We start from the raw sequence: 13625 nt of genomic DNA on the forward strand, positions 1-13625 counted from the left end.
ACTTAAAGTGTAATGCAAAATCGTGAAGAAATGGTGCAGATTATGATGCGTCTGCATAATTTCTTCAGAATTGCCTGCTATCGTATAGTTGAAATCCATATTTTCGGTAAAGGGTATTGGCTCGAAAATGATAAGCATGGAGGCGATATGATGAAAAAAACAACCCGAATTTTGGGCGTTACAATAATGATGGCAGCCGGCCTTGCGGCATGCGGACAAACGAATACAGATCATAAAAATCATGAATCTACAAAAGAGAAGAAGAACGAGCAGCAAAAGGAAATGAAGATGAACCATGAGGTGAACGCACCGAAAGAAATGAATGCAGGTGCAGCTAATGATTTGTTAACGACAAGTTTAAAAAATATAACGAGATTAAATACGAATGATCCTTTGCAAATGGCAGTGTTAACATCACAAACAATATGGCCAGCAACGCATAAAGAGAATCAACCAGGAGCAGTCATTTTAGTGCCATCTAACGAGTGGCAATTAGGCATTGCAAGTGCCGATCTTATTCACCATCCGAATAACGGACCGATTTTATTTATAGAAAAAGAAACGGTGCCAGAAATGACATTAAAAGAAATAAAACGATTAAATCCGCTCGGAACGAAAGATGGAACACAAATTATGGTGATGGGAGAGGTAGGTGCTTCTGCACTCGAGCAATTAAAAGACTATAAAGTAAAGCAAATAAAAGAAACGGATCCAGCTAAATTTGCAAAAGATGTTGATAAAGAGTATGCCGATATAACAGGAAATTATCCAAATAGCGTTATTATCGGTTCGTCTGAGGAAGAAGGGCGTTTATATACAACACCAGCCGTAAATTGGATTTCTCATATGCCTGAACCTCTTTTATATGTAGAAAAAGACAAGGTGCCAGAAGCGACAATTGAGGCGCTAAAGATGAGAAAAGATAAAGCAAATATATATGTGTTAGGACCAGAAAAAATTGTTTCAAAAGAAGTAGAAAAAGAGTTAAGTAAATACGGGAAAGTAACGCGTATTAGTGGAGAGACTCCAATAGAAAATTCTATTGCATTTGCGAAGTTTAAAGATGAAAAAACAAAATTTGGCTGGGGATTCACGAAACCAGGTCACGGTTTGTCATTTGTTTCAAGCAAAACACCAGAATTAGCAATTGCGGGAGCACCTTTTTCACATATGGGTAAACACGCACCTGTTGTAGTGTTAGAGGAAGGTAAAGCTTCACAACCAGTGTATGACTTCCTTGCTACTATTCAGCCGAAATTCAAAGACGATCCAACACTCGGTCCATATAATCATGGATTTTTATTAGGGAATACTGAAAATATTTCATTTGAAACCCAAGGTATATTAGATGAGAGGTTAGAGATTATTCAAGAAAATGGCGAAGGGCATGGTGGGCATTAAATGAGAAAGACGCTGCATAAGGCAGCGTTCTTTTTTTTAGGAAACTTTTACATAGAAAAAAATCTTCTATTCGTTATATAATAGCCTTCGTGCAGTCGGCCCTGATTTTCTTATGGGGAAAATCAAATTATAAAAGAGTAGAGGAGTGGTACTTTGTTTCAAACGATAAAAAATGACTGGTTTTCTAATGTGAAAGGGGATGTGTTATCGGGTATTGTTGTTGCTTTAGCTTTAATTCCTGAAGCGATAGCTTTCTCCGTTATTGCAGGCGTGGATCCGACCGTTGGATTATACGCAGCCTTTTGTATTGCGGTTACAATTTCATTTGTTGGTGGAAGACCTGGAATGATTTCAGCTGCAACAGGTGCAATGGCATTATTAATGGTGACGCTCGTTAAAGATCACGGTTTGCAATATTTATTTGCTGCGACAATATTAACAGGTATTGTCCAAATTATTTTTGGCGTGTTCAAACTCAGTTCATTTATGAAGTTTGTCCCTAAATCAGTTATGAGTGGTTTTTTAAATGCACTTGGAATTTTAGTTTTTACAGCACAATTACCGCATTTTAAAAATGCAACTTGGCAAATGTATGCACTTGTAGCGTTAGGACTTGTAATTATATATGTATTTCCACGTATTACAACAGCTGTACCGTCTACACTTATTTCAATTATTATTGTGACAAGCATTGCACTTATGAGCGGATTGCAGTTGAAAACAGTAGGAGATATGGGAAGCTTACCGAAAGAATTACCGTTCTTTCGTATTCCTGATGTACCATTTACACTAGAGACATTAGGTATTCTTTTACCGTACTCAGTTATGCTTGCGATTATTGGGTTACTAGAGTCATTATTAACAGCTTCGGTTTTAGACGATATGACAAATACGGAAAGTAATAAACATAAGGAAGCGCGTGGCCAAGGTATTGCAAACATTGTCGCTGGGTTCTTCGGAGGAATGGCAGGATGTGCGATGATTGGACAATCTGTTATTAATATTAAATCGGGTGGTCGCGGGAGATTATCGACGTTTGTAGCCGGTGGCTTTTTAATCGTATTGCTATTTGTTTTAGGTGATTACGTTGTTCATATTCCGATGGCTGCTTTAGTTGCTGTTATGATTATGGTTTCCATTGGAACGTTCGATTGGAACTCTGTAGCGACGATTCATAAAGTACCAAAAGGGAATGCTTTTGTTATGATCGTAACAGTTGTTGTTGTTCTTATCACACATAATCTAGGATTAGGCGTTATTATTGGGACGGTAATTAGTGCCGTTTTAATTGCATTTAATATGGCAAAGATTCACGTGAAACATTTATATATTGAAAATAAGAAAATATACGAAATTCACGGCCAACTATTCTTCGCATCTACGGCAGATTTTATAAATGTATTTCAGCATAAAGAAGATGTAAAGGAAATTGAGATGAACTTTACTCATGCACACGTATGGGATGATTCAGCCGTGGCTGCAATTGATAAAGTTGTTATGAAGTATGAGCAAAGTGGTGTGAAAGTAAAGATAACAGGATTAAATGAACGTAGCTCAAAACTTGTTGCAAAGTTAGCTACTTATAATAAACGAATTGCTAGTTAATAAAGCCCCCTTTTTAGGGGGCTTTATATTATAATACGAGTAGGATAATGAAAGGAGCTTCAGCATATGTACAAGCAGATTATACTAGCGTGTGATGGTTCTGGACATGCACTTCGTGCGGCACAGCATGCTACACATATTGCTAAATTCAGTGAAGAAACAAACGTTGAAGTTGTATATGTAGTAGATAATAGAACGGCGAAATCAGATATTATACAAGGACAAACAGATTTGGAAACAATTTCAGCTAGTCGAAAAGATAAATTAAAAGAAATTGAGACTTTATTAAAGAGAGAGGCCGTTTCCTATAAGATTACGATTCTACATGGTGATCCTGGAGATACGCTCGTTCAATATGTAAATACAGGAGATATCGATCTTGTTGTTGTTGGAAGTAGGGGGTTAAATACATTGCAAGAAATGGTACTCGGTAGTGTAAGTCATAAAATAGCAAAGCGTGTGAAATGTCCGGTGATGATTGTAAAATAAAATTGAATGAAATATTCTGTAGCGTAAGCAAGGCCTTGATATAATTCGAGGTCTTTTTTATGTATAAAGGAGTTTGAAATGTGGAAATAATAGAGATATAAGTTGAAAAAATCGTTAACTTACAAAATTGTAAGGTAGTTGTCAGTAAAATCGATGTTATGAAAATTATTCCATTGATAAAATAAGAGTATCAAAGAGGAGATAGGGAGGATGAAAGAAATGAAGGGATTTCAAAATTTATCATATAGCCAAGGGGTAAGTCTTATTTGTTTAGGTGGATTCGCTGGATCTGTTATGTTAGCTGTTTTAGTAAAGATGTTTTAGCAAATGTTTTAATAGTAGGGAAAGGAATTGGTTGTCATAAATAGTAAGAAAAGAACTGTAAGTAAAAAATAGCTCTTAGCATGTAAGTAAATGCTAAGAGCTATTTTATGCTTATTTTTCTACTTCTGGTTTTTCATTTGTTACGGTAACGTCTTTCCATAATGAATTTACACCAGGAGCAACATCATAATTTTTAACACGCTTATTTACACCTGTTAAATCGAATGTGTAATGAATTGGGATCATTGGTGCTTCGTCATGAATTAATTTTTGCCATTTATCGTATACTTCTTTACGATATTTATCATCAGCAGCTTTTGCAGATAAACCTTCGTTTAATAACTTCGTATTTTCATCATTTACCCAGCGTTGATAGTTAAATCCAGCATCTTTGCCCCATAGGCCAGAAAGGTCAGGGTCAGAACCAGTGTTCCAAGCACCAGAGAAAATATCAATCTTCGGATCATCTTTCTTAATCATGTCACGGAATGCATTAAATTCGTGTAAGCGTCCATCAACAAGTTCTACTTTTAAACCGATATCTTTCCAAGATTGAATATAGAATTTCGCAAGTGGCTCACTTGTTTGAGAACCGCTACTAGCTAAGAAGTTAATTTTAAATTCATTACCTTGTGGATCCTCACGTAATCCATCACCGTTTTTATCTTTATATCCAGCTTCATCTAATAATTTCTTCGCTTTATCTACATCTAAGTTATATGCACCAACTTTATTATTATGGTACTTAGGCATAGATGGTGGAATTGGAGAGTTAGCTGGAACGCGAAGTCCGTAATATACTTTTTCTGCTAATTTTTCTCTATCAATAGCATATGCCATCGCTTGACGTAAACGAACGTCTTTGAACTTATCTTTATCCATCACAGCTTCGTTCTTTGCTTTGTCCATATGTCCAAACTTAAATCCGATATAAGTGTAAGCAAGGTCAGTTTTACCAATTAGTTGTGTATTTTTTAATTTACTTACGTTCGGATATTGATCAGCAGTAATTGCTGCAATATCAATATCACCTTTTTTCAGAGATGCACTAACAATAGATGGATTTACAACTTTTAAAGTTACATTTTTCAGCTTAGGTTTGCCACCCCAGTAATCGTCGAAACGTTCATACTCAACGGATTCACCAGGAACCATTTTTTTAACTTTAAATGGTCCAAATCCAATTGGATTTTTACGGACTTTATCAGATTCAGCAAGCTTTTCAATTGGTACATCACCTAAATATTTTTTAGGGGTAGGGTATGTCCAAATACCTGTTTTCAGAGAAGGGTTTACTTCTTTATAAGTAATGGAAATGGTTTTTGGATCAACTACTTTAATACCAGAAATTTTGTCAGCTTTTCCAGCATGATATTCTTCCATTCCTTCAATCATTTGCATTTGTGTATCGTAACGGATTCCTGTATATTTATTGCTACCAATGATGAGGTAAGAATATTCTAAATCTTCAGCTGTTACAGGATTACCATCATGCCACTTTACATTATCTTTAATTGAAATTGTAATTGTTTTCTTATCTTCTGAAATCTTATAAGTTGCAGCACCATCGTTACTGATTTCCCAGTTTTTATCTGTAGATAATAATGCTTCATCGAAGAAATCTAGAACTTCAGCATCTGGAGCAACTTCATATAAAACTCTACTTAAAACACCAGCGAAAGGTGAATTTGAAACGAGTCCATATGTTAATGATCCATCTTTAATTTCTTTATTATCATTTTTTACAGCAGAGCTAAATTTATCTGTTTCCACTTTCTTTGTATTGCTCGTTTGTTTACTACTGCTATCAGCACCCCCACATGCAGATAGTAATAATGTCGAAGCTGCAAGTGTACTTAATACTTTGTAAAATTTTGGTTTGTTCATACCGTCCACCCCTTATCCTTTTCTTTGTCTTGCATCAGCCGCACGTTTTAACGCTTGACCAATAAAATTTATACACAGCATCAACACTAAAATCATGATTGATGCAGGTAACCAAATCCACCATTTTTCTTGCAATACATCTGGGTTTGTTGCGTAACTTACAAGTGTACCAAGACTCGGTGTGCTTTCTGGTAGACCGAATCCTAAGTAAGTTAAACTAGACTCAATCCCGATGTTACCAGCAAGATTTAATGTAATATTTACGATGATAATAGAACTTAAATTAGGTAATATTTGCTGGAAGATTATCTTCCAATTTGGTGTTCCTAACGTTTTTGATGCAGATACGTAATCCAGTTCCTTCTCAGTCAATACTTTAGATCGTATAAGCCTTGCTTTTCCGACCCATAAGAAAGCGGTCATTATGAGAATAAATGTTGTAATGTTGAAAGTTGGAACGAGTGAGATAAACACGATAACAATCATTAAGAATGGTAAAATCATCATGAAATCGATAAAACGCATAATGATGTTATCTACAACACCTCCAAAATAACCAGCAATTAGTCCCATCGTAAGACCGATAAGGGTTGCTAAAAGAGTGATGGATAAACCAACTGTAAAGGAGTTACGTGTACCAATAATTAATTGTCCGAAAATATCCCGGCCCCCGTAATCAGTTCCTAACCAATGTTCAGCGGAGGGAGGATCGTAAATAGCAAATAAATCAACTCGGACAATGTCCTCTTGCTTCATAATAAAAGATGTTGCATAAACGGCTAGTAGTATTAGTGCTAAAAAGAATAGTGAAAACATTGCTAGTTTATCTTTACGAAATTCACGCCACATAATGGAGAAACCAGAAGGGCTTTTTTCGTAATGAATGACTTCAGTTTGTTTTTCAGGATTTGCTAACATAACGTTTCTTCACCTCCATTAATCAATACGAATACGTGGATCAACGATGCTTAGAATAATATCGGAAAGAAGAGTTCCAAGTAGCGTTGCGAATCCAGTAAATAATACAAGAGCAGTTACGACACTGAAATCACGTTGAGTGATAGATTGGAAAAATAGTTGGCCAATTCCTGGATAGCCGAAAATATTTTCTAGAATAATAGAGCCCCCAACTAAACCTGTAATTTCATAGCCTAGGAATGCTGCGATTGGTAAAAATGAATTTCGTAAAATGTGTCTTGAATATACTTTAGATTCTGGTACACCTTTTGCTTTTACCGTGCGTACAAAATCTTTATGTTTCGTATCAATAATTTCGCTTCGTAAATATTGTACAGTTCCTACTGTTCCAATTAATGCCCCAGATAAAGCTGGCAAAATCATATGATTGAATTTACTTACATAGTAATCAAATGTTCCGGCTGTAACTTGCGGATCAACGCTACCACTCGTAGGGAAAATTGGATATAAAAATCCGAATAAGAATAGCATTACTAATCCGAAAATAAAGAGTGGTGTACCGAATCCTAAAAAGTTATAGAGTGTAATGAGTCGATCAGCCCACGTATCATTCCAACGTCCACTTATAACACCAAGTGGGATTGCAATTAAGTAAGTAAGAATAAGAATAAGAAGAGCTAACAATATCGTATTCCCAAGGCGTTCTCCGATAATATCTGTTACTTTTAATTTATGAGCATATGAAATACCGAAATCCCCTTGCACAGCATTGGAAATCCAGTGTACATATTGAGTAGGAAGAGGGTCATTTAAACCTAATTTCTCACGTTGTTCTTCAATTATTTTTGGATCTGCTTTCGGGTTTGCTAGTTCAGCGCCACTTAATGCATCACCTGGCATTGCTTTAGCAAGAGCAAAGACTAGTACACTTAATAAAAATACTTGCGGAATCATAATTAAAAATCTCCGTAGTATAAACTTCCACATGTTTTATCACTCCCTTATGGTAATGCCACCCGGTGCGTTGGCGAGATTGGTTTTAAATCGTAAGCACGACCGTTTTCATTGAAATAATTTTCGTATGATTTCTCGTATTCAGTACTTACCTCACGACGTAGTTTACGTTGTTGTTCTCGGTTTTCTGGACGAATATCAGGAATTGCTGATATTAGGCGCTTCGTATAGATGTGCTGCGGATTTTTATAAATCTCGGAGCTGGTTGCCTCTTCAACAAGTCGTCCACGATACATAACACCGATACGGTCGCACATATGGCGGATTACACCTAAATCGTGACTAATGAATAAGTATGTTAGTCCGAGTTCAGCTTGTAAATCTTGCAAGAAGTTTAATACTTGTGCCTGTACAGATACGTCAAGTGCAGATACTGGCTCATCTGCAATAATAAGCTTCGGTTTTAATGTAAGTGCGCGTGCAATACCAATCCGCTGTCTTTGTCCACCGGAAAATTCATGTGGATATTTATAAATAGACTCTGGATTTAACCCAACTTTATCAAGATAATCTTGAACAGCTCTACGCTCTTCATCAGGTGAGAGTTTCTCAAAATTCCGAAGTGGTTCTGCAATAATATCCATAACGCGTTTCTTTGGATTTAAGGATGAATATGGATCTTGGAAAATCATTTGAATATCTTTTCGTTGTTCTCTTAGTTCAGAGCGACTTAACTTTGTTAAATCTCTATTATTAAAATGAATGCTACCGCCTGTCGCTTTCGTTAAGTGCATAATTGCTTTTCCGGTTGTTGATTTGCCACTCCCGGATTCCCCAACGATTCCATACGTTTCACCAGGTTGTAATTCAAAACTGACACCATCAACAGCCCGTACGTAGTCTAATGTGCGACCGAAAATACCACCTTTAATTGGAAAGTGTACTTTTAAATCGTCTACTTTAAGCAGTGCCATGAGTTACGTCATCTCCTTTCTTATCTTGGAAGTTGAAATGCTTGTAGCAAGTGCAACGTACCCAATGGTCTGGCCTTACTTCATGTAAAACGGGATCTTCTTCATGTTGGTCTGGTCTAACCCATGGAATTCGAGCTTGGAATCGGCAACCCATGCGAGGAAGTTTCGCTAATGAAGGAACAACCCCTTGAATAACATGTAATTTTTCTTTCTCAGCGTATGCAGATGGAATAGAGTTTAATAAGGAACGTGTATATGGATGAAGAGGGTTATTAAAGATCTCTTCAACCGTTCCTGTTTCTACAATTTGTCCTGCATACATAACGACGATGCGATCAGCCGTTTCAGCGACAACACTTAAATCATGTGTAATTAAAATGATGCCCATTTTCGTTTGTTCTTGGATAGATTTTAATAGGTCTAGAATTTGTGCTTGAATTGTTACGTCAAGAGCGGTTGTCGGTTCATCCGCAATAATAAGTCCGGGTTTACAAGCAATTGCAATTGCGATAACAATTCTTTGTCTCATTCCACCAGATAATTCGTGTGGGTATTGTTTATATGTAAGTTCTGGTTTTGGAATACCAACTTGATGGAGTAGTTCTAAGGTGCGTTCTTTCTTTTCTGCTTTTGATAGGTTTGTATGGTAGTCTAAGTTTTCTTCGATTTGTTTTCCAACTGTCATAAGAGGATCTAAAGCTGTAAGAGGTTCTTGGAAAATCATACCGATGTTTGATCCGCGTACTTTATTCATTTCTGCGGCTGACATAGTCAGTAAATCCTTATCTCTATAGTAAAGTTGCCCTTGTAATTTTGTATTTGCTTCATTATGCAAACGCATAATGGAAAGGGCAAGTGCACTTTTTCCGCATCCTGACTCACCAACAATAGCAACAATTTCATTTTCATGAACAGTTAAGGATACATTATCAACTGCCGCATGATACTGATCTTGTATACGAAAGGAAGTTTGCAAGTTTTCAATACGAAGAAGTGGATTCTTCATGGCTATCCCTCCATCTTTCTGAAAAAACCAAATATTTTGTATGTTGTTGCTATTTTAATATAAATTGACATAGTTTGACAAGAATAAGTTGAGAAAATATTCAAAAATCTTTTTATATAAAAATTTAATAGCTGAAGTTAAAGCGAAAAGACATCTGAAAGCGTTAACAAAATAATGAGGGGGAAAATGAATTATTTGTAAGAAAAAAGCGGTATATGTAGAAAAAACGAGAGGTGTTCTGGAAAGAACTGTCTCTCGTTTTTTGTGAAATATAATATTTAGTCTTGCAAGATTTAAGCTTGTTTTGATTTCGAGGAGCCTGTATTTAAAGTAAGAGCAAGGAAAACAATGGCAAGTATGCAAGATGCAAGTAATAAGATGAACCCGCCATCCCATCCGAATGCATCTACAATAAAGCCCATAGCAGCACTAGCAAATGCTGCTCCGCCTAGATAACCGAAGAAGCCAGTTAAACCAGCTGCAGTTCCAGCAGCTTTTTTCGGTGCTAAGTCAAGAGCATGTAGACCAATTAGCATAACTGGCCCGTAAATTAAAAATCCAATTGCGACAAGTGCGATACTATCAATCATTGGATGACCAGCAGGGTTTAGCCAGTATACGAGAACGGCAATGAATACACCGACCATAAATAAAATACCGGCAGGTGCGCGGCGTCCTTTAAATAGTTTATCACTCATCCATCCACAAAGAAGTGTACCTGGAATACCAGCCCATTCATATAGGGCATAAGCAGTACGAGAGCTACTATGAGTAAAGCTTTTTTCTTCTACTAAGTAAGTAGGAGCCCAGTCTACAACACCGTAGCGGACAAAGTATACGAATACGTTAGCGATAGCGATGTACCATAAAAATTTATTATTTAATACGTATGTAAATAAAATTTCCTTTACCGAAAGTTCACGTTCGCGATCTTTTACTTTTTCATCTGGTGGATGTTCACCAGTATGTTCCTCAATGGATGGTAGCCCGCAAGATTGAGGAGTATCACGCATCGTAATTAATACATAAATCCCAACTAAAATTGAAAGAGTACCTGGGAAGTAAAATATACTTTGCCAGTCATTTGCAAATAAATATAGGCCTAATGTAACGAGAGAAGGCATTAGTGCTCCACCGACATTATGAGCGACGTTCCAAATAGACATTTTCGTACCGCGTTCACTAATAGAGAACCAGTGAACCATCGTACGACCGCAAGGGGGCCAGCCCATACCTTGTACCCATCCATTTAAAAATTGAAGTACAAACATGAGTATAATGCTCGTTGTAATGAAAGAAAATGAACCGAAAATAATATTAATGATACCTGATAAAAATAGCCCAGCTGCTAAGAAATAGCGAGGGTTACAACGGTCGGATACAATACCCATAATAAATTTGCTTAATCCATAGGCGATCGATACTGCTGAAAGGATAACGCCAAGTTCCCCTTTACTAAAACCTTGTTCGATAAGATATGGCATTGCTAGTGAAAAATTCTTTCGAACAAAGTAGTAACCTGCATAACCGATGAAAATGCCTAAAAATACTTGCAAACGCAATTTGCGATATTCACTATCAACACGATCAGCAGGCAAGCGTTCTGTATGCGGCGCAGGCTTAAATAATTGAGTTAAAAACATAACCTGAAAATCCTCCTTTGTTATTAGAAGCGTTTTTAGACAGCGAGAATACAAAAAGGCCATGAAATATAAAAAAAGTTTCCTTTTTTATGATTCATAGCCTTATACTCTCATTCTCCGTGACTGTCAATATTAACTTCGACGAAAATTATACAACTTTGTGACAAAAATGTAAACGTTTTTATAAATAAAAGGTGTTGACGGATTTTGTTCTCAGGGTTAATATTTAAATACATTAAATATTTTATTGTTTAAATAAGAGGTGGATAACATGCCAAATGATATGACTCATATTGATAAAATCCAAGCTCTAGCATTTACGATAGGAAAGAAAATGCAAACAGAGTTATTAGAACAAATGCAAGCATCAGGACTTACACCACCACAGTTTTATATTTTGAAGATTTTAGATCATTACGGAGCTTCAAGAGCGACAACATTAGCGAAGAAAATGTATGTAAAACCGAGCGCGATTACAGTGATGATTGATCGTTTAATTGATCATGAATTGGTAGAGCGCTATCACGATAAAGATGATCGCCGTGTTGTTGTCATTGAGCTAACGAAAAAGGGGAAAGATACATTAGAAGAGGCGATGGCAGCTCGTAATGAGCATATTGCAAAATACTTCTCCCAATTAGAATTGCAAGAAAGAGAAGATTTATTACGTCTATTCGAAAAGTTAGAGGAAATTATTTGCAGGACACCTGAGAAAAAAGAGAAAAACTAAGAGGAATTGAGGAGATTACATGGAACAACAAGAAAATCAAAATAGAAAGTTGTTGTTAATCGGTTTAGTAATCGCTATGCTATTTGCTGCACTGGACGGAACAATCGTTGGTACAGCAATGCCGCGTATTGTCGGTGAACTAGGCGGATTAAGTTTAATGACATGGCTAACGACAGCTTACATGTTAACATCAACAACGGTCGTACCGATTGCAGGTAAATTAGCGGATTTACTTGGACGTCGTAACGTATATATAACAGGGCTAGTTATCTTTATGATTGGTTCAGCGTTATGTGGTATGGCAAACGGTATGACAGAATTAATTATTTTCCGTGGTATTCAAGGTCTTGGCGGCGGTATTATGATGCCAATGGCTATGATTATTATCGGGGATATGTTCACGGGTAAAGAACGTGCAAAATGGCAAGGGATTTTTGGAGCTTTATATGGTCTTGCTTCTGTAATTGGACCACAAGTTGGTGGTTGGATTGTAGATGCAGTTAACTGGAGATGGGTATTCTATATCAATTTACCGGTTGGTATTTTGGCAACTATCTTTATCGCAATGGGATTAAAATCACATAAACAAACAGGACCAATAAAAATTGACATCGCTGGAATCTTCACGATGATTCTCGGAGTTGTAAGTTTATTACTTGCGTTAACATTTGGCGGGAAAGATTACGCATGGGGTTCTTGGCAAATTATTGGGTTATTTGCATTAGCTGTCATGGGTATCGTTAGCTTTGTTATTGTTGAAACAAAAGCAGAAGAACCAATTTTACCGATGCATTTCTTTAAAAATCGTACATTTACATTACTAAATGCGATTGGCTTCTTTATGAGTATCGGAATGTTTGGTGCTATTATGTTCGTACCATTCTTCATGCAAGGAATTGTAGGCGTAAGTGCTGCTGAATCAGGAACGATTATGACGCCAATGATGATTACAATGATTGTCATGAGTATTATCGGTGGTCAACTTGTATTAAAAGTCGGTGTGAAGCCACAAATTATTACAGGGATGCTTATTATGGCTGGTGGTTTCTGGTTATTAACAACGATGGATATGCACACAACTAAGCTTACTGCGACTTCTTATATGATGGTTATCGGTTTAGGAATGGGTCTTGTTATGCCAACATTAACATTAGCATTGCAAGAAAGTTTTCCGAAAAAAGATCTTGGTGTTGTAACATCATCAAGTCAATTCTTCCGTCAAATTGGTGGAACGTTTGGTATTACAATTTTAGGATCAATTATGAATAATACTTCAGGTACAACATTAACAAATAAATTAGTACCTGTATTAGATACATTCCCGAAAGAAGCGGGACAAATGGTAACGAAGTTTAAAGATATGATTCATACGGATCCACAAGGTTTGTATTCTATGCTCTTTAGTCCAGAGGCATTAAAACAAATGCCAGAAACATTTGCTAATAGCATCGTACCAATTTTGAAAAACTCTTTAGTGGATTCACTTCATACGGTATTTTTAACAGGGTTAGTATTTATTGTAGTAGGTGCGGTCTTTACACTTTTCTTACAGAAGATTAAACTTTCTGATCGTAAAAAAGATGCAGAAGAACCTGCTGTAGAAGAAAAAGAAACAAATGTATCGTATTCATAATTGAAGAGAAGCATCGCCTTATGGTGATGCTTTTTTATTTACAGTATAACCTTAAAGCTTT

The 13625-nt window shown here is 36.5% G+C and carries 12 protein-coding genes; 6 read left to right on the forward strand and 6 right to left on the reverse strand.

Annotated elements, in window-relative coordinates:
• Nucleotides 1–150 precede the first annotated feature (150 nt).
• The 4 genes from DJ93_RS16180 to DJ93_RS16195 all read left to right on the forward strand — a co-directional run bounded on the left by DJ93_RS16180 (nucleotide 151) and on the right by DJ93_RS16195 (nucleotide 3819).
• Nucleotides 151–1401 (forward strand): ArsR family transcriptional regulator, encoded by a 1251-nt coding sequence (locus DJ93_RS16180; RefSeq protein WP_042981925.1) that lies wholly within the window; start codon nucleotides 151–153, stop codon nucleotides 1399–1401.
• Between the two features lie 153 nt (nucleotides 1402–1554).
• A complete protein-coding gene (locus DJ93_RS16185) occupies nucleotides 1555–3006 on the forward strand; it encodes a SulP family inorganic anion transporter (protein ID WP_042981927.1) in 1452 nt (483 codons plus the stop codon).
• Between the two features lie 66 nt (nucleotides 3007–3072).
• Nucleotides 3073–3495, forward strand: a complete 423-nt coding sequence (locus DJ93_RS16190; protein ID WP_042981928.1) for a universal stress protein — start codon at nucleotides 3073–3075, stop codon at nucleotides 3493–3495.
• A gap of 219 nt (nucleotides 3496–3714) precedes the next feature.
• On the forward strand, nucleotides 3715–3819 hold the full coding sequence (locus DJ93_RS16195; RefSeq protein ID WP_042984221.1) for a DUF4027 family protein: 105 nt from the start codon (nucleotides 3715–3717) through the stop codon (nucleotides 3817–3819).
• A 111-nt stretch (nucleotides 3820–3930) separates the two neighbouring features.
• Here DJ93_RS16195 and opp4A read toward each other — a convergent pair whose 3' ends face one another.
• The 6 genes from opp4A to glpT all read right to left on the reverse strand — a co-directional run bounded on the left by opp4A (nucleotide 3931) and on the right by glpT (nucleotide 11201).
• On the reverse strand, nucleotides 3931–5706 hold the full coding sequence (gene opp4A / locus DJ93_RS16200; protein WP_042981929.1) for an oligopeptide ABC transporter substrate-binding protein: 1776 nt from the start codon (nucleotides 5704–5706) through the stop codon (nucleotides 3931–3933).
• Nucleotides 5707–5718: 12 nt separating this feature from the next.
• Entirely contained in the window at nucleotides 5719–6624 is a 906-nt protein-coding gene (locus tag DJ93_RS16205; protein WP_042981930.1) for an ABC transporter permease, read from the reverse strand.
• An 18-nt stretch (nucleotides 6625–6642) separates the two neighbouring features.
• Complete coding sequence (opp4B, locus tag DJ93_RS16210; RefSeq protein ID WP_042981932.1) at nucleotides 6643–7611, reverse strand: oligopeptide ABC transporter permease; 969 nt, start codon at nucleotides 7609–7611, stop codon at nucleotides 6643–6645.
• A gap of 14 nt (nucleotides 7612–7625) precedes the next feature.
• Nucleotides 7626–8552 (reverse strand): ABC transporter ATP-binding protein, encoded by a 927-nt coding sequence (locus DJ93_RS16215; protein ID WP_042981933.1) that lies wholly within the window; start codon nucleotides 8550–8552, stop codon nucleotides 7626–7628.
• Complete coding sequence (locus tag DJ93_RS16220; protein WP_042981934.1) at nucleotides 8539–9558, reverse strand: ABC transporter ATP-binding protein; 1020 nt, start codon at nucleotides 9556–9558, stop codon at nucleotides 8539–8541. The genes DJ93_RS16215 and DJ93_RS16220 overlap by 14 nt, the downstream gene beginning before the upstream one ends.
• A gap of 293 nt (nucleotides 9559–9851) precedes the next feature.
• A complete protein-coding gene (gene glpT, locus DJ93_RS16225; RefSeq protein ID WP_042981935.1) occupies nucleotides 9852–11201 on the reverse strand; it encodes a glycerol-3-phosphate transporter in 1350 nt (449 codons plus the stop codon).
• A gap of 271 nt (nucleotides 11202–11472) precedes the next feature.
• Here glpT and DJ93_RS16230 point away from each other — a divergent pair, with 271 nt between their 5' ends.
• Complete coding sequence (locus tag DJ93_RS16230; protein ID WP_042981936.1) at nucleotides 11473–11931, forward strand: MarR family winged helix-turn-helix transcriptional regulator; 459 nt, start codon at nucleotides 11473–11475, stop codon at nucleotides 11929–11931.
• A gap of 19 nt (nucleotides 11932–11950) precedes the next feature.
• The gene (locus DJ93_RS16235; protein ID WP_042981937.1) at nucleotides 11951–13564 is read left to right on the forward strand and encodes an MDR family MFS transporter; all 1614 of its coding nucleotides are present in this window, start codon (nucleotides 11951–11953) and stop codon (nucleotides 13562–13564) included.
• The last annotated feature ends 61 nt before the right edge of the window (nucleotides 13565–13625 follow it).

It is taken from the genome of Bacillus clarus, from assembly GCF_000746925.1.
GTDB classification, from domain to species: Bacteria; Bacillota; Bacilli; order Bacillales; family Bacillaceae_G; genus Bacillus_A; species Bacillus_A clarus.

Coding starts and splice junctions, on each gene's coding strand:
- DJ93_RS16180 (WP_042981925.1), top strand. CDS start 151: ATGAAAAAAACAACCCGAATTTTGGGCGTTACAATAATGATGGCAGCC.
- DJ93_RS16190 (WP_042981928.1), top strand. CDS start 3,073: ATGTACAAGCAGATTATACTAGCGTGTGATGGTTCTGGACATGCACTT.
- DJ93_RS16195 (WP_042984221.1), top strand. CDS start 3,715: ATGAAGGGATTTCAAAATTTATCATATAGCCAAGGGGTAAGTCTTATT.
- opp4A (WP_042981929.1), bottom strand. CDS start 5,706: ATGAACAAACCAAAATTTTACAAAGTATTAAGTACACTTGCAGCTTCG.
- DJ93_RS16205 (WP_042981930.1), bottom strand. CDS start 6,624: ATGTTAGCAAATCCTGAAAAACAAACTGAAGTCATTCATTACGAAAAA.
- opp4B (WP_042981932.1), bottom strand. CDS start 7,611: ATGTGGAAGTTTATACTACGGAGATTTTTAATTATGATTCCGCAAGTA.
- DJ93_RS16215 (WP_042981933.1), bottom strand. CDS start 8,552: ATGGCACTGCTTAAAGTAGACGATTTAAAAGTACACTTTCCAATTAAA.
- DJ93_RS16220 (WP_042981934.1), bottom strand. CDS start 9,558: ATGAAGAATCCACTTCTTCGTATTGAAAACTTGCAAACTTCCTTTCGT.
- glpT (WP_042981935.1), bottom strand. CDS start 11,201: ATGTTTTTAACTCAATTATTTAAGCCTGCGCCGCATACAGAACGCTTG.
- DJ93_RS16230 (WP_042981936.1), top strand. CDS start 11,473: ATGCCAAATGATATGACTCATATTGATAAAATCCAAGCTCTAGCATTT.
- DJ93_RS16235 (WP_042981937.1), top strand. CDS start 11,951: ATGGAACAACAAGAAAATCAAAATAGAAAGTTGTTGTTAATCGGTTTA.